Annotated in this window: 19 protein-coding genes; 7 read left to right on the top strand and 12 right to left on the bottom strand. The window is 62.8% G+C overall.

From position 1 onward, the window contains the following. Positions 1-89 precede the first annotated feature (89 nt). A complete protein-coding gene (locus AAIA72_RS16515; RefSeq protein WP_369601379.1) occupies positions 90-863 on the bottom strand; it encodes a ferredoxin--NADP reductase in 774 nt (257 codons plus the stop codon). A gap of 95 nt (positions 864-958) precedes the next feature. Here AAIA72_RS16515 and AAIA72_RS16510 point away from each other — a divergent pair, with 95 nt between their 5' ends. Both AAIA72_RS16510 and AAIA72_RS16505 read left to right on the top strand, forming a co-directional pair. Continuing rightward, positions 959-1,843: a LysR substrate-binding domain-containing protein gene (locus AAIA72_RS16510; RefSeq protein WP_369603023.1), complete on the top strand. Its 885-nt coding sequence runs from the start codon at positions 959-961 to the stop codon at positions 1,841-1,843. A gap of 90 nt (positions 1,844-1,933) precedes the next feature. Then, positions 1,934-2,626, top strand: coding sequence for a phosphatase PAP2 family protein (locus tag AAIA72_RS16505; protein WP_369601378.1), 693 nt, complete (start codon positions 1,934-1,936; stop codon positions 2,624-2,626). Here AAIA72_RS16505 and AAIA72_RS16500 read toward each other — a convergent pair. Beyond that, the gene (locus AAIA72_RS16500; RefSeq protein WP_369601377.1) at positions 2,580-3,179 is read right to left on the bottom strand and encodes a TetR/AcrR family transcriptional regulator; all 600 of its coding nucleotides are present in this window, start codon (positions 3,177-3,179) and stop codon (positions 2,580-2,582) included. The genes AAIA72_RS16505 and AAIA72_RS16500 overlap by 47 nt on opposite strands. A 69-nt stretch (positions 3,180-3,248) precedes the next feature. Between AAIA72_RS16500 and AAIA72_RS16495 the strand changes: the two genes are divergently transcribed. The 4 genes from AAIA72_RS16495 to AAIA72_RS16480 all read left to right on the top strand — a co-directional run bounded on the left by AAIA72_RS16495 (position 3,249) and on the right by AAIA72_RS16480 (position 7,762). Further along, entirely contained in the window at positions 3,249-4,373 is a 1,125-nt protein-coding gene (locus AAIA72_RS16495) for an HlyD family secretion protein (protein WP_369601376.1), read from the top strand. Then, positions 4,360-5,883 carry a DHA2 family efflux MFS transporter permease subunit gene (locus AAIA72_RS16490; protein WP_369601375.1) on the top strand — a complete coding sequence of 508 codons (1,524 nt, stop codon included), beginning with the start codon at positions 4,360-4,362 and terminating at the stop codon, positions 5,881-5,883. The genes AAIA72_RS16495 and AAIA72_RS16490 overlap by 14 nt, the downstream gene beginning before the upstream one ends. A gap of 137 nt (positions 5,884-6,020) precedes the next feature. After that, complete coding sequence (locus tag AAIA72_RS16485) at positions 6,021-7,439, top strand: wax ester/triacylglycerol synthase family O-acyltransferase (protein ID WP_369601374.1); 1,419 nt, start codon at positions 6,021-6,023, stop codon at positions 7,437-7,439. Continuing rightward, complete coding sequence (locus tag AAIA72_RS16480) at positions 7,436-7,762, top strand: hypothetical protein (protein ID WP_369601373.1); 327 nt, start codon at positions 7,436-7,438, stop codon at positions 7,760-7,762. Before AAIA72_RS16485 ends, AAIA72_RS16480 begins: the two co-directional genes overlap by 4 nt. A gap of 16 nt (positions 7,763-7,778) precedes the next feature. Here the strand turns inward: AAIA72_RS16480 and AAIA72_RS16475 are convergent, their stop codons facing one another. Continuing rightward, positions 7,779-8,390, bottom strand: coding sequence for a glutathione S-transferase (locus AAIA72_RS16475; protein WP_369601372.1), 612 nt, complete (start codon positions 8,388-8,390; stop codon positions 7,779-7,781). A 100-nt stretch (positions 8,391-8,490) separates the two neighbouring features. Here AAIA72_RS16475 and nhaA point away from each other — a divergent pair, with 100 nt between their 5' ends. Then, positions 8,491-9,711, top strand: coding sequence for a Na+/H+ antiporter NhaA (gene nhaA, locus AAIA72_RS16470; RefSeq protein ID WP_369601371.1), 1,221 nt, complete (start codon positions 8,491-8,493; stop codon positions 9,709-9,711). Here the strand turns inward: nhaA and AAIA72_RS16465 are convergent. The 9 genes from AAIA72_RS16465 to AAIA72_RS16425 are packed head-to-tail and all read right to left on the bottom strand — an operon-like array spanning position 9,632 to position 18,129. Further along, complete coding sequence (locus AAIA72_RS16465) at positions 9,632-10,102, bottom strand: hypothetical protein (RefSeq protein ID WP_369601370.1); 471 nt, start codon at positions 10,100-10,102, stop codon at positions 9,632-9,634. The genes nhaA and AAIA72_RS16465 overlap by 80 nt on opposite strands. Continuing rightward, on the bottom strand, positions 10,062-10,544 hold the full coding sequence (locus AAIA72_RS16460; protein WP_369601369.1) for a hypothetical protein: 483 nt from the start codon (positions 10,542-10,544) through the stop codon (positions 10,062-10,064). The genes AAIA72_RS16465 and AAIA72_RS16460 overlap by 41 nt, the downstream gene beginning before the upstream one ends. Beyond that, positions 10,526-13,171 (bottom strand): response regulator, encoded by a 2,646-nt coding sequence (locus AAIA72_RS16455; protein WP_369601368.1) that lies wholly within the window; start codon positions 13,169-13,171, stop codon positions 10,526-10,528. Before AAIA72_RS16455 ends, AAIA72_RS16460 begins: the two co-directional genes overlap by 19 nt. A 13-nt stretch (positions 13,172-13,184) precedes the next feature. Continuing rightward, positions 13,185-15,125, bottom strand: coding sequence for a methyl-accepting chemotaxis protein (locus tag AAIA72_RS16450; RefSeq protein WP_369601367.1), 1,941 nt, complete (start codon positions 15,123-15,125; stop codon positions 13,185-13,187). 15 nt (positions 15,126-15,140) lie between these two features. Then, the gene (locus tag AAIA72_RS16445) at positions 15,141-16,364 is read right to left on the bottom strand and encodes an ABC transporter substrate-binding protein (RefSeq protein ID WP_369601366.1); all 1,224 of its coding nucleotides are present in this window, start codon (positions 16,362-16,364) and stop codon (positions 15,141-15,143) included. Then, positions 16,361-16,972, bottom strand: coding sequence for a chemotaxis protein CheW (locus AAIA72_RS16440; protein WP_369601365.1), 612 nt, complete (start codon positions 16,970-16,972; stop codon positions 16,361-16,363). The genes AAIA72_RS16445 and AAIA72_RS16440 overlap by 4 nt, the downstream gene beginning before the upstream one ends. A gap of 21 nt (positions 16,973-16,993) precedes the next feature. Continuing rightward, a complete protein-coding gene (locus AAIA72_RS16435; protein WP_369601364.1) occupies positions 16,994-17,359 on the bottom strand; it encodes a PleD family two-component system response regulator in 366 nt (121 codons plus the stop codon). Positions 17,360-17,371: 12 nt separating this feature from the next. Continuing rightward, positions 17,372-17,614 carry a PleD family two-component system response regulator gene (locus AAIA72_RS16430; protein WP_369601363.1) on the bottom strand — a complete coding sequence of 81 codons (243 nt, stop codon included), beginning with the start codon at positions 17,612-17,614 and terminating at the stop codon, positions 17,372-17,374. Continuing rightward, positions 17,614-18,129 (bottom strand): hypothetical protein, encoded by a 516-nt coding sequence (locus tag AAIA72_RS16425; RefSeq protein ID WP_369601362.1) that lies wholly within the window; start codon positions 18,127-18,129, stop codon positions 17,614-17,616. Before AAIA72_RS16425 ends, AAIA72_RS16430 begins: the two co-directional genes overlap by 1 nt. Positions 18,130-18,283 lie beyond the last annotated feature (154 nt).

The raw sequence follows: 18,283 nt of genomic DNA, 5'->3' as shown, positions 1-18,283 counted from the left end.
GGGCGCCAATGATTTTTCCGTTCAAAGCCGGTGACCTTTCCGGTCACCCGCCCCGGGCAATCCGGCCCGGGACTCATACCATGCGCAACTCAGCTCTCCACGAACGCACGCTCTATCACGTAGTGCCCGAGTTCACCTTGCTGGGTCATGCGGAAGTCGCGCGCGTCAAGAATATCGACAAAATCCCGCAGCATGGACGGACTGCCGCAGATCATGAAGCGGTCATGCTCGGGGCTGGGTTCCGGCAATCCGAGTTCATGGAACATCTGCCCCGTGGTGAACAGGTGCGTCAGACGCCCGGTCCGCTCGAAGGCTTCCCGTGTCACCGTGGGGTAGTACACCAGCTTCTCCCGCACCTGCTCGCCGAACCAAGGATTTTCGGGCAGCTCCCGCTGGATGGTATCCCTGTACGCCAGCTCGGAGACGTAGCGCACCCCATGGGTCAGGATGATGCGGTCATAACGCTCATAGACGTCCGGATCCTTGATGATGCTCATGAAGGGCGCCAGTCCGGTGCCGGTGCTGAGCAGGTACAGGTTGCGGCCGGGGAGCAGATCGTCCACCAGCAGGGTACCGGTCGGCTTGCGGCTGACCAGAATCTGATCTCCCGGCCGGATCTGCTGGAGGCGCGAGGTCAGCGCACCGTCGGGCACCTTGATGCTGAAGAACTCCATTTCTTCTTCATAGTTGGCACTGGCGATACTGTAGGCCCGCATGATGGGGCGTGCCTCGGTTTCCAGCCCGATCATCACGAACTGGCCATTGCGGAATCGCAGTCTCTGATTGCGTGTGGTGCGAAAACTGAACAGTGTCTCATTCCAATGATGAACGTGCGTTACGGTTTCGGTCAGAAAACCTGCCATGTGTGACCTCCGGATTTCAGTATGAAACCAGTGTATGACCGCCGATAAATCCTGTAAAATGGATATTAAATGTATATCTAATCGATTTTATGAATATCAGGTATACCCTCCGACAGCTTCAGGTATTTGTGGAAGCGGCCCGTCATCAGAACATCTCGCGAGCGGCCGAGGTCGTGGGGCTGTCCCAGTCGGCCGCCAGCTCTGCGCTCAAGGAACTGGAAAGTGCCTACGGCGTGCGTCTGTTTGACCGCAACGGCAAACGCCTGGTGCTCAACGAACAAGGGCGCCGGGTTCGTGCGCTGGCCCAGTCTGTCCTGGATCAGGCGGGGGCCTTGGATCAGACGCTGCGTCAGCATGCGGAAGGCGGCCCGCTGAAGGTGGGGGCCACCCTGTCCATCGGCAATTACCTGGCCATACGCATCCTGGCCTCCATGCAACAGGAACGCACCCCCCTTCAGGTTGGACTGACCGTCGCCAACACCCGGGAGATCGCCCGGCAGGTGCTGGACTTCGAGCTGGACATGGGGATGGTGGAGGGCGAACTGAATGAGCCGGAGCTGGAGGTCATCCCCTGGCGGCCGGATGAACTGGTCGTCTTCTGCTCTCCCTCCCACCCCTTTGCCTCGCGCCCCGAACTCACGGATGCGGATCTGCGCAGCGCCCGCTGGATCATGCGCGAACCGGGCTCCGGCACCCGTCAGGCTTTCGAGCATGCCATGCACGGCCTGCTTCCGGAGCTGAACATCGTGCTGGAGTTGCAGCATACGGAAGCCATCAAGCGCGCGGTGGAGGCCAACCTGGGGATCAGCTGCCTGTCCCGCCTGACACTGGAAGATGCCTTTGCACGCGGCTCACTGATCCCGCTCAGCACGCCGGGACGCGACCTGAAACGCGAGCTTTACTTCATTCTGCATCGCCAGAAGTACCGTTCTCCGGGTCTGGAACACTGGATGTCGCTGTGCAGATCAGTGGGGAGTTGACAGGTGCCGGGTCAGGCCTTAAGGCAGCGTTAAGTTGCCCCGGATAGACTTTCGGCCAGCTCATCTGACGGTACGGATTTCGGGGGAATCGTGATCAGCAGGGATATCGGAATTGCCGCGTTGCTCTTTGCGCTGGCCGTGGCGTCACAGTACAGCGGCCTGGATCTCTGGCTGGCCGGCCATTTTTACGATGCTTCGGCACACCAGTGGCCCTGGCGGGACACCTGGCTGACCAGCACGGTATTGCATGCCGGGGCACGCAAGACAATCGTGCTGATTGCCGTCCTCATGCTCCTGGCCTGGGTGCTGACTTTCATCCGCCCCGGACTGCGGGCCTGGCGACGCCCCCTGGGCTATCTGCTGGTGGCCTCGCTGGCAGGTCCCGTCGTGGTCTCCGTACTCAAATCCATGACTCACCTGTATACGCCCTGGGTCATCCGTGAATTCGGAGGCAACCTGCCTCATCTTCGGCTGTTCGATCCGGTGCCGGCGGGACTGCCTGTGGGGCATGCCTTCCCGGCAGGGCATGCCAGTGCCGGATACGGATTCTTCAGCCTGTATTTTTTTGCCCGATACCTGCGGCCGTCGATGACAAGGGCCGGTTTGCTGGTGCCGGTCATTCTGGGTGGAACGCTCGGGGTGGATCAGCAAATCCGCGGCGCCCATTTCCTGAGCCATGATCTCACCACCGCCGCCATCTGCTGGCTGAGTGCAGCGCTGCTGGCCTGGTGGTTTTTCAGACGACACCAAGTCCGCGAAGAAACAGCACCACAGCCCGCCTGACGTGGGCCGCCCTGGCCGGCGCATCCATGTCCAGACCCAACAGGGCCTGCCAGTAGATGTCTCCCCGAAAGGCCGCAACAAACTGGCGGGCCAGAAAGTCCGGATCATCGCCGGGCAGTTCCCCTGCCTCCTGACGGGACCGGAAAAACCGGCTGACCGCCCTGAGCGCCTGCTCCGGCCCGGCACGATAGAAGAGTCGCCCGATATCCGGGTTGGACTGCACTTCACCGATGATCAGCCGGACCGCGGCCAGATTGTCACGTGCCAGCAGAGTGCCGAGGAAATCCAGCGCGATCTGCTCCAGTGCTTCGGCCAGCGGTTGGGTCAGGCGTTCCGGGGTGACGACCCGTGCCACGAACTGTGCACTGACCGCCGACACCACGGCCTCGAACAGCACCTGTTTGGAAGGGAAATACTTGTAAAGAGTGGCTTTCGAGACGCCGGCCTGCCGGGCCACACGATCCATGCTGGTGCGTCCGAACCCCTCCTCGCAGAAGGCGGCCACGGCGGCATTCAGGATACGTGTGCGTCGGGCGGCATTTTCGGCAGGCATGCGTTGACTCCCTGAACATTTTGGGAGATTCTAAACTGAACCGTTCAGTTTTCCAATCAGCAGGACATCATGACCGCAACCCGCAAGCTCACTTTGATATTTCTGATTGCCGGCCTGGCCCTGGGGACATGGGTCTGGCTCCACCAAAATGAAGAAAAAACCGATGACGCCTTCATCGAGCGAGATGTCACCTGGCTGGCACCCCGGGTCGCCGGACCATTGATCCGGGTCGCGGTCACGGAGAATGCCCAGGTCAGCGAAGGCGACCTGATTGCCGAGATTGACCCGGCCCCCTTCCGGCTGGCGGTTCAGCAGGCCGAGGCGGCGCGTGATGAGGCAGCGTCAGGCGTGGCCCGTGCCGAAGCGGCACTGGCCGCGTTCCGGGCACAGCAGGCCGCGGATGAACGCACGGCGGAACAGGCGATCGCCGTGGCTCGTGCTGACCTCAACGCCACCCGTGCCCAGCGCGCCCAGCTGCAAACCGAACTGGCCCAGGCGCGCCGCGATGCCAAACGTTACGCCCAGCTGGCACGCCAGCGGCAGGTCTCCCAGCAGCAACTGGATCAGGCGCAGACGCGGGTATCCGCACTGGAAGCCCAGGTTGCTTCACTGGATGCCGCAGTGGAAGTCAAGGTGCAGGCGGTGGCCGAAGCCGAAGCACATCGGGATGCGGTCCTGGCCCGGCGATCACTGGAAACCGTGCGCCTGGCCGAGGTGAAGGCGGCACAAGCCACTCTCGAAGCCGCCCGGGCCCGGGTCGAAAGTGCGCGTCTGGATCTGTCTCATACCCGCATTCTGGCCCCGGCAGACGGCGTGGTGACTCATATCGAGGTTCATCCGGGCAGCCAGGTGGGGCCGACCAGGCCGGTGGCCATACTGGTCAGCGGACAGCCCTGGCTGAAGGCCAACTTCAAGGAAACCCAGCTCGCCCGGATGAAAGCGGGGCAACCCGTACGTATCGAGCTGGACAGCCTGCCGGATCAGGTGCTGACCGGCCGGGTGGCGTCATTTCAGCCGGGAACCGGTGCCCGATTCAGCGTATTGCCGCCCGAAAATGCCAGTGGCAATTTCGTGAAGGTGGTGCAGCGGGTGCCGGTGCGCATTGAGCTGGACACCCCGTTACCGGAAGGGCGGGAGCTGGCCGCCGGCCTGTCCGCGACCGTGGTGGTGGATACAGGCCGTGACGCGGACTAATCCCTGGTTCATTGCGCCACTGGTTGCGCTGGCTGCGTTCATGGAGGTGCTCGACATCTCCATTGCCAATGTTTCGCTTCAGCATATTGCCGGCAATCTGGGGGCGAGCCCGGAGGAGTCCACCTGGATCCTGACGGCCTATCTCATCACCAATGCCATTGCCCTGCCGGTCTCGGGCTGGATGTCCGAGTACTTCGGTCGCACCCGCTTTTTCAATGCCTGCATCCTGGGGTTCACCGTGGCCTCTCTGGCCTGCGGCACGGCCACTTCACTGGAGGCGCTGATCCTCTTCCGGACCATCCAGGGGCTGACCGGCGGCGCCCTTCAGCCTGTTTCCCAGGCCATCCTGGCGGATGTTTTCCCGCCCTCCAAACATGGGATGGCTTTCGCCATCTATGGCATCGCTGTCGTGGCGGCACCGGCCATCGGCCCCACGCTGGGCGGCTGGATCACCGATACTTACAGCTGGCACTGGATCTTCCTGATCAACGTGCCGGTGGGCCTCGTTCTGCTCATGCTGCTCAAGCGCTATCTTCCGGCGGACGATGCACCGGAAGCCCACACACGCAAACCGGTCGATTACATCGGCTTCGGCCTGATCGCCACCGGCCTGGGTGCCCTGCAGTGGGTGCTTGACCGTGGCCAGACGGAAGACTGGTTCAATTCGGATGTGATCGTGGGCATGACCCTCCTCTGCATCGTCGCAACCGGCTACTACATTGCCCGGGCACTGGATCAGGAAGCGCCCATCATTGACCTGTCCCTGTTCCGTTACCGCAACTACGCCCTCGCCAATCTGGTCATGTTCATCCTTGGCGCCGTGCTCATGGGCTCCACGGCCATGCTGCCCCTGTTCATGCAGATGCTGCTGGGCTACACGGCGCTGGATGCGGGGCTGGTCCTGTCACCGGGAGGACTGGCCATCATGGTGATGATGCCTGTTGTGGGACGGCTGAGCAGCAAACTTGATCTCCGGGCTCTGATTACCGCCGGGCTGCTGTGCAGTGCTGCCGCACTCTGGACCCTGGGCAACCTGACCCTGTCCATCAGCCATGAACAACTGGTCTGGCTGCGGGTCTGGCAGGCGGCAGGTCTGGCGTTCCTGTTCATCCCCACGACAACCATCGGTTTCAGCGGCCTACCTCCGGGTGCCACCAACCAGGCCTCCGCCATGATGGCCTTCATGCGCAACCTGGGCGGTGCCGTGGGGATTGCCGTACTGGTCACCTTTCTGACCCGCATCACCGACATGGACCGGGTGATCTTCGTGGCCCACAGCGATCCCGCCTCTCCCCGGTGGCAACTGTACTACCAGCACCTGCTGGAACTGACCGGCAGTCCGGAGCGGGCACTGCGACTGGCGGATCTGCGCTGGACCGCCCAGGGACAGCTGGATGCGTTCAGCACCGGCTTCCGTGGCCTGGCCCTGCTGTTCCTGGCGCTGATACCGGCCATCTGGCGGGTACGCCGGCTGCCACCGGCGGCGCAGGGACCGGCCGGCGCACACTGAGCCGGCCGACCCCGATGTCGCACTCCGATGCCGGGGCTCACCTTGTCGTGCGGAAACAGTTGGTTTTTGTCCCGCTTTTTCTTAAAGTGCAGGACATATAATCATAATCAGTCGTCCGCACCATCAAGGAGTCACCGTTGAAAGCACTCAGTCCTGTTGACCAGATTTTCCTGTGGCTGGAGAAACGCCAGCAGCCCATGCACGTGGCCGGGCTGGAACTGTTCGAGTTCCCGGAAGACGCGGGGCCCGAATACGTGACCGAACTGGCCGAGTTCTGCAAGGCCTTCACGCAACCCACCGCTCCCTTTGACCAGCGACTGGTCAAGCGCTGGGGCCAGTATTTCTGGGACAGGGACAAGCTGTTCGATCTTGAGCACCATTTCCGCCATGAAGCGCTGCCCAAACCCGGACGTATCCGCGAACTGCTGGCCCTGGTGTCTGCCGAACACAGCCACCTGCTCGATCGCGAACGGCCACTCTGGCAGGCGCACCTGATCGAGGGCTTTCAGGACCGGCGCTTTGCGCTCTACTGCAAGATCCATCACAGCGTCACCGACGGGGTATCGGCGATGCGCCTCGCCCAGCGCGCCCTGTCGCCCAATCCCAACCAGCGCAACATGCCGCCGCCCTGGGTACAGCCCATCCGCAAAAACCGGGATGAATCCGCCATCATCCCGACCGACGTGATCGGTTCGCTGCGCCATCTCACCGAGGGCGTGAAGGAACAGATTTCCACCATCCCCGGCGTGGTGTCTGCCCTGTACCGGACCATCCGGGATGCGCAGGCACACCCGGATTATGGCTACCTGTACGATGCGCCGGAGTGCATCCTGAATCAGAAGATCACCGGCTCCCGCCGGTTCGCGGCCCAGTCCTGGTCCATGTCCCGGATCAAGGCCGTGGGCAAGGCCTACGATGCCACGCTGAACGATGTGGTGCTGGCCATGTGTGCCAGCGCCCTGCGCAACTATCTGATCAGCCAGAATGCCCTGCCGGAGAAACCCCTGGTGGCCATGGTTCCCATGAATCTGCGCCAGGATGATGGTGTCGGCGGCAACCAGATCGGCATGATCATCACGAGTCTGGCCACGCACATCGAAGATCCGACCAAGCGTCTGCTGGCCATTCAGGATTCCATCCAGGCCTGCAAGGATCGCTTCGCCAGCATGACACCGGCCGAAATCATCAACTTTACCGCGCTCACGCTGGCGCCGGCGGGCCTGCAGTTGCTCACCGGCATGGTACCCAAGCTTCAGACTTTCAACGTGGTGATTTCCAACGTGCCCGGCCCCCGCGAGCCCCTGTACTGGAACGGTGCGCGACTGCAGGGCGTCTATCCGGTGTCCATCGTGCTGGATCGCATGGCGCTGAACATTACCCTGACCAGCTATGTGGATCAGATCGAGTTCGGTCTCATTGGCTGCCGGCGCACACTGCCCAGTCTGCAGCGCCTGCTGGATCATCTTGAGAACGGTCTGGTGGAACTGGAGTGGGCCGCGGGCATCCAGCCGCCGGGCAAGGGAGATAAACCTCGTCGCAAGCAAGGCAAGGCATGACGCTGACCATTGTGCTGCTGATCATACTGACCGGACTGGCGGCCTATATTGCCATTCAGGTGACGTCGGTCCGTCAGATTCTGCAACGGGGCATCGAGGTACGTACCATCACGGAGCATGGCGAAGCACCGCCGGTTCTGCACGTGGAACTGCTCAATCCCCTGCAGGTCGCCCGTTCGGAATCGAGCGTCGGCGGTGTGCTGGCAAAGATGTCTCCGGGGCTCATCCAGCGCCACGTGGCGCAGCGCGTGGCGGAGGAGCTGATGGCCGGTTTCCGCGAGCGCGGCATTGAAGCGCGAATCAGCATCGACATTTACAAGTGATTCGCGCTCCGGCTCGTCAGGCGGCTGGCGGAACGGTCTCTGCAAAGGCCGGCTGACGGGTCTGGCTTTCCACCCAGCGGGCAAGTTCGGGATACGCATCCTTCCATGCCCGCAGGCCCGCGCGGATGTCCAGCCATTGCAGAACGCAAAGCGCAGCAATATCCGCGTGCGTCATGCTGTCGCCCACCAGGACGCTGCGGTCACCGAGATGCCGGGCGAGTGCGGCCACACCCTTGTTGATCTTTGTCTCCTGGCGGGCGATCCAGGCTTCGCTCTGTTGCGCCGGCTCGCGCTTCCTTTCCAGAAAGATCAGTACTCCGGCATCACAGATGCCGTCGGCCAGCGCCTGAAGCTGACGGACCTGCAGCCGCGCTTCCGTTTCGGTCGGGAACAGGGCCGGTTGCGGAACACGTGCCTCCAGAACCTCCGCGATGACGGCTGAGTCGTACCAGACGGCACCGCTGTCCTCTTTCAGCACCGGCACCTTGCCCAGCGGGTTGATCTGGTGAACGGGGCTGTCATCATTCCAGGGAATGGTCTCTTCGAAACGGTAATCCACGCCCTTGAGTGCCAGCGCAACACGGATCTTGCGGACATAGGGGCTGGTGAGGGAGCCGTACAGTTGCATGCTGTCTCCTTGACCTCTATGCTGATTTAAGCCACTGTTTGTAGCACACAATTCAAACCCCGTACAGATTGAATATAGCTGAACCGAACAAGGAAAGACCATGCTGAAAACCTTGCGCCAACGAGTGGGTGATGAAGCGGCAACCGGGGTCCTGCTGATGCTGGCCGCCCTGTTTGCTCTCTTGGCCGCCAACACGCCCCTGAGTACCTGGTACAATCTCCTGCTGGACATGCCGGTGGCGGTCCGGGTGGGGCCCCTTGAGATCGACAAGCCCCTGCTGCTCTGGATCAACGACGGCCTGATGGCGGTTTTCTTCTTTCTGGTCGGGCTGGAACTGAAGAAGGAAGTACTGGATGGCCAGCTCAGCCGGCCCGCGTCGGCGGTGCTGCCGATTCTGGCCGCGGTGGGTGGTGTTGCCGTCCCGGCACTGGTCTACCTGTCCCTGAACATGGACAACGCGCTCTATCAGCGCGGGTGGGCCATCCCTACCGCCACGGATATCGCCTTTTCCATCGGCCTGCTGGCCCTGTTCGGCAGTCGGGTTCCCCCCGCCCTGCGCATCTTTCTGCTGACCCTGGCCGTGTTTGACGACCTCATTGCCATCATCGTCATTGCCCTGTTCTATACGGACAACCTGTCCATGATTGCTTTGGCCATCAGTGGTGCCTGCTGTCTGTGGCTGTGGCGTCTGAACCGCGCCAACACGGCAGAAATTGCTCCCTATCTGCTGGTGGGTGTGGTGATGTGGGTCGCGCTGCTCAAGTCAGGTGTGCACGCCACCCTTGCTGGCGTGGTACTGGCCTTTTTCATTCCGGCGAAGGCCACCAACTATGAAGGCAAGACGGTGGAACCGCTGAACAGCCTGATGCATGATCTGGAAAATGCGGTGCGCTTCGGCATCCTGCCGGTGTTTGCGCTCGCCAATGCGGGAGTCTACGTGCTGGCCATGGACATCCAGTCCGTCATGCATCCGGTAACGCTGGGCATCACGCTGGGTCTGATCGTGGGCAAACCGGTCGGCATCGCTGCCGGTTCGCTGCTCTCGCTGCTGATCACCCGCAGCCGGCTGCCGGAGGGCCTGAGCTGGTCCACCCTGTCAGCGGTGGCGCTGCTGGCCGGCATCGGTTTCACCATGAGCCTGTTCATTGCCGGTCTGGCCTTCGAGACGGCCGCCACCCAGAAGCACTTTGACGCCCGTCTGGGGATCCTGCTGGGTTCGCTGGTTTCCGGCATTCTGGGACTCATGCTGCTGAACCGGTTTCTGCCCCGGCGCGCCAGTGATCCAGAAACGCCAGCCCGAACAGGCGATCCGGATCAATGATGGGGAGGTGAACCTCCCCGTCACGGATTCCGGAGATGGCCGCTTCGGCCCAGTGACCGCAAGCCCCCGCATCAAAGCCTGTGAACTGCGCGTCCGTCAGCGTAACGGGCCGGGGCGCCTTCTCCAAAGGGATGCCCAGCCAGCGAACGTCCTGCTGACGCATCACGTGCAGCACCAGCATGTGCGGCAGACAGTCGTCGCGGCCATCGAGAACCGGTATCCAGTGCGTCTGCCACTGCCCCAGCCGGGTGAAGGGCGGTTCACTGCCCGGTATGAGCAGGGTCGGCACCCGGGTGACATATCCGGCTGCCGAAAGGGTCCAGAACAGCAGTTGCTGTCCGCCGGCGACTTCAGCCCGCCAGGCGCCGAGCGCTTCGGTCGTCATCGACATGACGTGCCACCTGTTCAATATGGTGAATGAGCCGGTCTGCACTGAGCAGCCAGACCGGATTGCCCTGTTGCATCAGCACACCTCCCACCGGCCCGCGCCCCATGCAGGCCGGTACCCTGACCGGATCACGGGCTGTCCTGAACTTGATCACGTGGTCACACGCCAGAGCCACCAGCATCGTGCCCTCACGCTGCCCGGATCGTGACTGCAGCACCAGAATCTGACGGTGTTCACCGCAACCGCTTCGGGGCTGCAGCCGTTCACCGTAGTGATACACCGGACAGACCCAGCCGGGCAGATTGAGACAGGCAATGCCTTCCACCACCTCCAGCTGACTCCGGTCCCCCAGGTAATACACGTCCTCTGCCGGGGTGCAGAAGCGTCCGGCCGGCAGGTCGTAGCCATACCAGCCGCGTGTGTGTTTCAGGCTTCCCGTCCACATGTGAGCATCTCCTGTACGGTATCCAGCAAGGTGTTTTCGTCAAAGGGCTTGGTCAGGTACGCATTCACTCCCGCATGGCGCGCCAGCTCCCGGTGATGCGGCTGGTCGCGGGAGGTGAGCATGATGACCGGAAGACCGGCGTGGTCCGGCCCGGCCCTGAGCTGCCGGGTCAGTGCCAGGCCATCCATGACAGGCATTTCCAGATCGGTGACAACCACCTGCACCGGATGCTGGTGAATCAGGGCCAGCGCATCCTGCCCGTCGGTCGCGGTCAGTACGGGGAAGCCTGCGTCTTCGAGCACTTCCCTAAGGGTGGTGCGAACCGAGTGCGAATCATCCACCACCAGGACCTGCGGCAGGGTGGTCCGCGCGCGGGCCTTGCGGTGAACCGGGCCGGGCGTCCGGTCATCCTGACACCAGTATCCCGGCTCCAGAACGGGTACGAGACTGCCATCGCCCATGACAGCCAGGCCCGACACGCCGGGCATCGGACCCACCGTTTCGGGAAAACGCCGCAACGTGAGCTGCTCCCCCATGAGAATCCGGTCAACGGCCAGGGCATGGCCTCCCGCATCCGTCCTGATGAGCAGCAGCGGTTGGCCGGTCTCGTCCGGAGAGACCTGTTCGCCATGCAAGCGCAATCCCAGATCATGCCAGGTCCAGTCCTCCCCCTCTTCCCGCAGCACCCGCCGGGATCCCAGGGTGTCCAGCGTGCGCGACCGGGGCGGCAGGATGCGATACAGATCGCGGCTGCGCAGCGCCCATGAGCGCCCCCCCGCCTCGACAATCAGCATGTGCTCGGTCATGCGCAGCAACGGGATCTGCAATCTGACGCAAAGCCCGCCTTCGGAGGGCTGTTCGAGTGTCGCGCTGCCGCCCAGTTCCGTCACCGCCTGTCGCACCGCGTCCATGCCGATGCCGCGGCCCGAGAGCTCCGTGACCTGATCCCGCGTACTGAAGCCCGGTTTCCAGAGGGATTCCAGCAGGACCGCATCCGGTGCATCCGCCAGCGCCGGATCCGTCAGCGCCACACGCTGGCGAAGGCGACTGAAGTCCACGCCCGGACCGCTGTCCTGAATGCAAATTTCCAGCGCATGTCCGAGTGTGCTGTAGGCCACGCTGATGTCGCCCCTGTCCGGAATGCCATGATCCACGGCATTGCGCAACACGTGCATGAGCGGCTCGGGCAGTGCGTCGAGGATCTGTCTGTCGATGCGCAGACTGTCTCCGCGGATACGCAGCGCCACCTGCTTGCCGCAGGCGCGCGCGGCCTGCCGGACGCAACGCTCCAGTCTGGGATTGAGGCGGCTCAGGGGCTCGCGGTAGCCTTCCAGAACACGGCACTGCAATTCTTCGATCTGACGGGACTGCTGTCTGACCAGCGTTTCCATCATGCCCAGCCGTTCGCGGACCGAGGCGTACTTCTCGCGCATCTCGGCCATGAGAGCGGTCGTCTGCCGGGTCACCAGATGCAGCGCGTCGTACTCATCCATTTCAAGGGCATCGAATCCGGTGCCCGCACCATCGGTCCGGTGCAGCCGGGTCATGCTGCGGGTATCCACCAGCTTTTCCAGCTCGTAACGACTGTCATCAAGCTGATTTTCGGCCAGTTGTGCGAGGGCCATGTCGGCACTCAGTCTGCGCAGCAATTCGCGCCCCCGCACGGCCGAAACCCCCAGCTCCTCGGCCAGCCGGCGGATGGGCCCCAGGGTGTCAGCATCCAGTGCGGGGACAGCGGCACCGGGAGGCTGAACCGCTCCCCCGGAGGGTTGCGGTACCTCAGCCTCGGCACGGGTCAGCTCAGCAGGTGCCTCCAGTCCGCGAAGCTGGCAGACCAGTGCCCCCAGATTGGCCGGAGGTGGCTCGTCGCCACGCAGACTGCCCAGACAGGCATCCATGGTGTCCACCGTCTCCAGCATCAGATTCACGGACGCCTCGTCCAGCGGTCCGGGTTGCGCTGCCATCTGTTCGAACCGGTCTTCCAGTGCATGGGCCAGCGTGGACAGCCCGCGCACACCAACCAGTGCCGCAGCGCCCTTGATGGTATGGCTGGCCCGCTCGCAGGCATGCACGGTTTCCGGCTGCAGCACCTGCCCTGCTTGCCAGGTGGCGAGACGCTGACGCAGGATCCCGAGATGGCGCGGTGTATCCTCCATGAATGCGCGCCAGACATCCGCTGACACCTGGTGATCCGGTTGCAGTGACAATGCCTCCGCGGACAGGGCCGGTGCCTCGGGTTCGGCCTCGCCCCGATCCTCCGGCACGCCGCCTTCCGTTTCCGGAGTCTCCAGCTGGCATCCGGTCAATGCACCGATGACGGCCATGACCTCTTCGTCCGGTGCCTCATCCGGTTGCTCCGCCAGTGCCAGCAGTGCACACATGAGCTCGGGAAACCAGGCCTCATCGGGCCGGTTGCCGGTTTCCTGTGCATCCATCAGCCGGACACAGGCCAGTTCCATGATTTCTCCCAGCGGCTGCGCGCCCTCGGCCTGAATATCGCCGGTCAGCTCCGCCAGCGGGGCGATGAGGGCTTCAAAATCCGCCTCGTCTCCCCGGGCCTGCCACTGCGTCCATTGGGGCTGCAGACTTTCCAGAAGTCCTTCCAGCCGCGTGCACCAGTTGGTCATGCCGCATCTCCCGTCAAACTGCGTGACGCACGGCAGGCCTTGCCGGACCGTCTGCCCTGTCCGTCAGTACTGCCACTTCCGCCGCCTTGCCGTCTGCGGTGATGTCCAGAGGCGGCAGTTCCCGTTCGGGCAGACTGAACAGGGTGACCGTCTCGGTCAGATGCTGTGCCGACCACTTCAGGCGACCGATATGCGCGGCCTGACGACGCAACTCCTGGTCCGTGAGCCGTGTGGAACGGATGAGTCTGTCCGCCTGCTTGCGCAGCTCGGCCAATGCGTCAGCCTGCTCTGTCGTACTGGCCGACACCTGGCCCACTTCATCCACCAGCGCGGCAGTAATGGTCTGTGTGGTCTGCATGGCCTGCCCGGCTTCTTCAGCCAGACGCGACCCCTGAACCACCTGTCCGATGGTGCGGTTCATGGCCTCCACTGCCGCGGCTGTCTCGGACTGGATGTTGCGGACCAGCGCACTGATCTGCGCCGTCGAGTTGCGCGAGTTTTCCGCCAGACGTTGCACTTCGTCCGCCACCACGGCAAAACCGCGACCCGCTTCACCGGCGGCTGCGGCCTGCATGCTGGCGTTGAGGGCAAGTACATGCGTGCGCTCGGAAATGCTGCCGATCATGTCGGTGATGGTGCTGATTTCCTGGCTGCGTTCGGACAGGCGCTTGATGCGCTTTTCCGTTTCCGAGATCACATCCCGGATTTCGGCCATGGCCCGTACGGTGTTGCCCACGGTTTCAAAGGCCTGGCCGGTTGAAGCCGACGCCTTGTCTGTGGTGGCGCTGGCATGGCGACACTGATCGGAAACCTGGCGCATCGCGGCCACCACTTTTTCCAGTCGTTTCACCATCTGTTCCACCAGCATGCGCTCTTGGGCCGCCACCTGACTCACCTTGTGGCTCTGTGCCGCCACCGCATTGCCCGAAACCTCCACCAGATCACCAATCTGCCGGATTTTCAGCAGGGCGTCGGCCGTGGCATCCGTGACCAGGTTGAGGGAGTCCGCCACCGGCCCCGTAATGTCCTCGCGCACCGTCAGTCGCGTGTTGAAGTCCCGTTCGGCCAGTCTGGAGGTGCCTTCCAGCAGCTCGATGATGGAATCGTTGAGCTGCTCGTTTTCCTGTTCTATCCGGATCAGTGTGGCCACCCGGTCATCCAGCAGCCGGTCCAGAGCCTGGGCCAGTTGCGCCAGCTCATCGTCCCCTTCCATCCGGGTGCGCACATCCGTCTGACCTTCGGCAATGGCACTGACCGTCGCACCGATCCGTGCAACCGGGTCGATGATGGATCGGCGAATGGCCAGCGCCAGCCAGACCGTCATGGCCAGAATGGAGAGTGTCAGCACCGCGCCTCCCGCTGCAAGCCGGGCCTGCGTGGACAGGACCTCCGCAAAGGCATTGTCCGCCGCCTGAGTCAGCTGCCGGGAATAGCGGTTCAGGGCATCAATGAAGCCGCCGGTCTGTGCATCCAGATCATTCAGTACGAACAGCTCCAGCTCAGCCTGGGACTGCCGGCTGGCCAGATCTTCAAACGCCGAGAAGGCCGCTTCCACATCCGCCCGGGAGCGCTCGAGCTCGCCCTGAATGGCCGCCTCGGCCGGGTTTTCCTCACCCTCGCCGGCATGTTCGGAACGAAAGGCCGACCACTGCGCCGCAAAGTTCTGACGCGCCTGGCCCACACGCGCCGCTGCTTCCTCCCAGGTGAGCTTCCCGGTCAGCAGCTGATTCAGCGTATCGACAAAGCCACGCTGCAGTGCCTGTCGCAGCTGCACGACCTGGCCCGACTCTTCCACCTTGTGGTGAAGCTCGGAAGACTGTGTCCGGCTCCAGGTCAGGCCCAGTGCCGCGAAGGCGATGACGAGCACCAGTGCGCCGATGGAGATACCGGACAGCAGCCCCAGTCGCTGACCGATGTGCAGGCGGTCCAGGCGCCATTCAGGTTTGATGTTCATGTTGCGTCCTCCCTCTCAGAAAAGCTGCTGCCAGAGCGATGCCTGCATCGTGTCATAGCGGTTGTTGTTGAAATAGGTCAGGGTCACCAGATCGGAGCCCTGATTGTCGTCCGTGAAGTCCAGCGTCAGCCCCCCGAGCCCGAAACGCTGGCCCTGAGCGGCCCGCACCAGGGCACGCGGTGTCAGCGGCCCTTCAATCCGGTTCATCAGTGCCACGAACATGCGCCCGACGATGTAGCCTTCCAAGCTCACATGCGAGAAGCGTTCACCCAGCTTGCGCCGCGCCTCCTCCACAATGGGCAGATCCGAGCCCACATCCGGTACGACCTGAGTCATGACGACCCGGTCGCGCACATTGAAACGGGCCAGGGTATCGCGCAGATTGTCCGCACCGGTAAAGGACACGGCACTGATAAGCCAGTCATCGCCCTTCTGGCGGGCATAGGCCGCAAACCGGGCCACGGCACTGTATGTACCTACGGTCACCACCAGTCTGCAGTGCGTATTCTGGCTGCGCTCCCAGGCCTTGAGTGAATCGTATCCCGCCCGACTGGCCAGCGTGTTGCGCTCATAGACCCCCACAGGTCCGATGTTGTTGCGCTGGCGACCGCTCTCGTCGGCCAGAATGCGATCCAGCTTGTCAAGGATGACAGTGCTGCCGGGGGCGCCGGACAACGCCTGCCGGATCCCCTGAACCCCCGCCATCCCGTAGGCATCATTCTGCACGAAGGCGCAGATTTCGGCCGGTTTCAGCCCGTTCCGGAGACCCTGCTGAATCACCGCTGCGGTTTCCTGCACGTAACTGGCGCGGAAGTTGATCACATCGCCCACGCCCGGCCGCAGGAGTCCGGCGCCCGTGAAAAAGCCCACCGCCGGAATGCTGTTGCGCGCCAGGATCGGCAGTGCCACCTTGGCGGTCGGCGTCCCCACATTGCCGACCATGGCAAAAATGCCGCGCTCGATGAGTTCATTGACCCGCTGGACCGTGAGTGCAGGGTTGTAGGAATCATTGAGGGTGATGTATTCGATTCTTCTGCCGCGGATGGTCTCGCCCTCCAAGGCAGCCAGAATGCCGTCACGCATGCCCTGGCCGAGACCGCGTGAGTGGCCCTCCAGATCCATGACACCGCCAATGACGATACGATCGGGATACACGCCCGGTACGGCAGCCCGGACGGGCAACGCCAGCAGCAAGCAGCAGAGCCCGGCAAACACCTTGAACCAATGCAGGGATTTCATGAGTGCCTCCTTGTGACAGAGTGGGCGGTCCCGGACGGGCCGCAGGTTTCAAACAGTGCCTGCACATCCAGACAGGCGATGCGCTGATCCTGTATGCTCGCCACGCCCTGCATCCAGGGTTGCGGCAGATCTCCACCGGACGGCTGCAATGCGTCGGCCGGCAGGTTCCGTGTGGCAGGCACGCTATCCAGGAGCAGACCGAGCAGATGACCATCACAAACCAGAACCAGCACATACTGCCGGCGACGTCCGGTTGGCAGGACCGACTCCGCACCCGCCTCGCCCGCGAGTGTCCTCAGGTTCCAGACCGGGATGATGTCACCGGCATGGAGGATGAAGCCTTCCAGTGCGCCGGGTGCCCCGGGGACCTGACAGATCCGGATTTCGTCCAGAAGGGCGCGGGTAAAGGACCGGGATACCCATAATGGCAGGCTCAGGCCAGGCAGCAGGTATCCCGAAAGCATTTCCGCTTCCGGAGACCGGTCCGCTTCCCGGGCCCCGTCGGGTCCGGTCGCGCTCAGCCATGCGTTGCGCTGCTGCTGCAGCACAGCCAGGGCTTCCCGGGGTGCAAGCAGCCCCGCCTGCCCGTTTCGGAGGCGTTCGTTCATGACGGTATCTCCCGGTCCGGATCAGGCGCAGTAACGCTCGATTTCAGTCACAATCTGCGTCTGCTCGTAGGGTTTCGAGATGAGTGCGCGGGCACCCTGTTTGAGCGCCCAGAGATGATCCGCCTTCTGCTTCTTGCTGGAGACGAACACCACCGGAATATCCTTCAGTGCCGGATCATGGGTGATTTCCCGGCAGGCGGCGAAACCATCCATGCCATCCATGATGATATCCATGAGGATCATGCCCGGTTTTTCCTGTCGGGCCCTGGCCACGGCTTCTGCACCATCACTGGCGAGGATGGGGGTAAAGCCCGCATCACGGACAATGTTGGCCAGATAGGTCAGGTCAGTCTGGCTGTCATCTACAATCAGTATCTTGCGGTTCATGGTACGCTCCTGTCAGGCAAGCCGGGTTTGGGCAGGCAACATCCGCTCTTCACGGGAAGCGGAAGCCAGAAAACGGGTCACAGCATCTCGCAGTTCCGTATCCTGGGGCGGTTTGGTGATATAGCCGTCACAGCCCGCGATCCGGGCCTTGACGCGGTTGTAGGCGGAAGTCTTGCTGGTGAGCATGATGACGTGGGAGCCCGACAGCTTCTTGATCTGCCGGCAGGCCTGATAGCCATCCATTCCTTCCATCATCACATCCATGAACACCAGCGGGTAATGATGCCGGGCACAGAGCAACAGTGCGTCCTCCCCGACTCGGCCACATCCACACCGATGCGCAGCCGGAAGAGCTCATGGAGTTTCTGCTTCATGAAGGTGCGGACCGGCAGGCTGTCATCCACCACCAGCACATTGAGCACATGCGTTTCCTCCGCCTCCGCTTGCCGGAAGGCCGTGGCCTCTTCCAGGGCGTGAGCCAGCTTGCGGAACAGCAGCGGCCGCGTCAGGTGAATGCTGCCCGGCGGGCCCACCGCATGGTCGGACAGCGTGATGACCGCCTCGTAGAGATGATTGGCGATGGCATATTCCGCCCGGTGCCAGCGTTCAGGCGTGTCCACATCAATCAACAGGACCTGCCCTTCGTGCGGGCTGCGGGGATGCGCCAGGGCAAACATGCCGTACCAGGTTTCATCCATGCGCGACAGGTTGCGGATGAGAATCATGTCCCGCCCCCTCAATCCTTCATGTGCCAGGATGACGCTGTCCATGGGTGGCTCCTTTGGTCTTCCGGATTCACAGACCATCTGTTAACCCGATCACGTGCCTATCACTATGGCCCTGCCCCCATGCAAACGTCAAAAATCAAACTGTATATTTGTTAAACAGCGTCAAACGCTATTTTTTTGACGGTATCAGGCTGTT

The sequence above is a fragment of the Thermohahella caldifontis genome, assembly GCF_041153465.1.
In the GTDB taxonomy this organism is placed as follows: Bacteria; Pseudomonadota; Gammaproteobacteria; order Pseudomonadales; family Oleiphilaceae; genus Thermohahella; species Thermohahella caldifontis.
Note: the sequence above shows the minus strand (reverse complement) of the source record. Positions and strands in the feature narration are given on the sequence as shown.

What these genes read in the sequence shown, in the direction of transcription:
- AAIA72_RS16515 (WP_369601379.1), bottom strand. Translation starts at nt 863, where the DNA reads ATGGCAGGTTTTCTGACCGAAACCGTAACGCACGTTCATCATTGGAAT.
- AAIA72_RS16500 (WP_369601377.1), bottom strand. Translation starts at nt 3,179, where the DNA reads ATGCCTGCCGAAAATGCCGCCCGACGCACACGTATCCTGAATGCCGCC.
- AAIA72_RS16495 (WP_369601376.1), top strand. Translation starts at nt 3,249, where the DNA reads ATGACCGCAACCCGCAAGCTCACTTTGATATTTCTGATTGCCGGCCTG.
- AAIA72_RS16480 (WP_369601373.1), top strand. Translation starts at nt 7,436, where the DNA reads ATGACGCTGACCATTGTGCTGCTGATCATACTGACCGGACTGGCGGCC.
- AAIA72_RS16475 (WP_369601372.1), bottom strand. Translation starts at nt 8,390, where the DNA reads ATGCAACTGTACGGCTCCCTCACCAGCCCCTATGTCCGCAAGATCCGT.
- nhaA (WP_369601371.1), top strand. Translation starts at nt 8,491, where the DNA reads ATGCTGAAAACCTTGCGCCAACGAGTGGGTGATGAAGCGGCAACCGGG.
- AAIA72_RS16465 (WP_369601370.1), bottom strand. Translation starts at nt 10,102, where the DNA reads ATGTCGATGACGACCGAAGCGCTCGGCGCCTGGCGGGCTGAAGTCGCC.
- AAIA72_RS16460 (WP_369601369.1), bottom strand. Translation starts at nt 10,544, where the DNA reads ATGTGGACGGGAAGCCTGAAACACACACGCGGCTGGTATGGCTACGAC.
- AAIA72_RS16455 (WP_369601368.1), bottom strand. Translation starts at nt 13,171, where the DNA reads ATGACCAACTGGTGCACGCGGCTGGAAGGACTTCTGGAAAGTCTGCAG.
- AAIA72_RS16450 (WP_369601367.1), bottom strand. Translation starts at nt 15,125, where the DNA reads ATGAACATCAAACCTGAATGGCGCCTGGACCGCCTGCACATCGGTCAG.
- AAIA72_RS16445 (WP_369601366.1), bottom strand. Translation starts at nt 16,364, where the DNA reads ATGAAATCCCTGCATTGGTTCAAGGTGTTTGCCGGGCTCTGCTGCTTG.
- AAIA72_RS16440 (WP_369601365.1), bottom strand. Translation starts at nt 16,972, where the DNA reads ATGAACGAACGCCTCCGAAACGGGCAGGCGGGGCTGCTTGCACCCCGG.
- AAIA72_RS16435 (WP_369601364.1), bottom strand. Translation starts at nt 17,359, where the DNA reads ATGAACCGCAAGATACTGATTGTAGATGACAGCCAGACTGACCTGACC.
- AAIA72_RS16430 (WP_369601363.1), bottom strand. Translation starts at nt 17,614, where the DNA reads ATGATGGAAGGAATGGATGGCTATCAGGCCTGCCGGCAGATCAAGAAG.
- AAIA72_RS16425 (WP_369601362.1), bottom strand. Translation starts at nt 18,129, where the DNA reads ATGGACAGCGTCATCCTGGCACATGAAGGATTGAGGGGGCGGGACATG.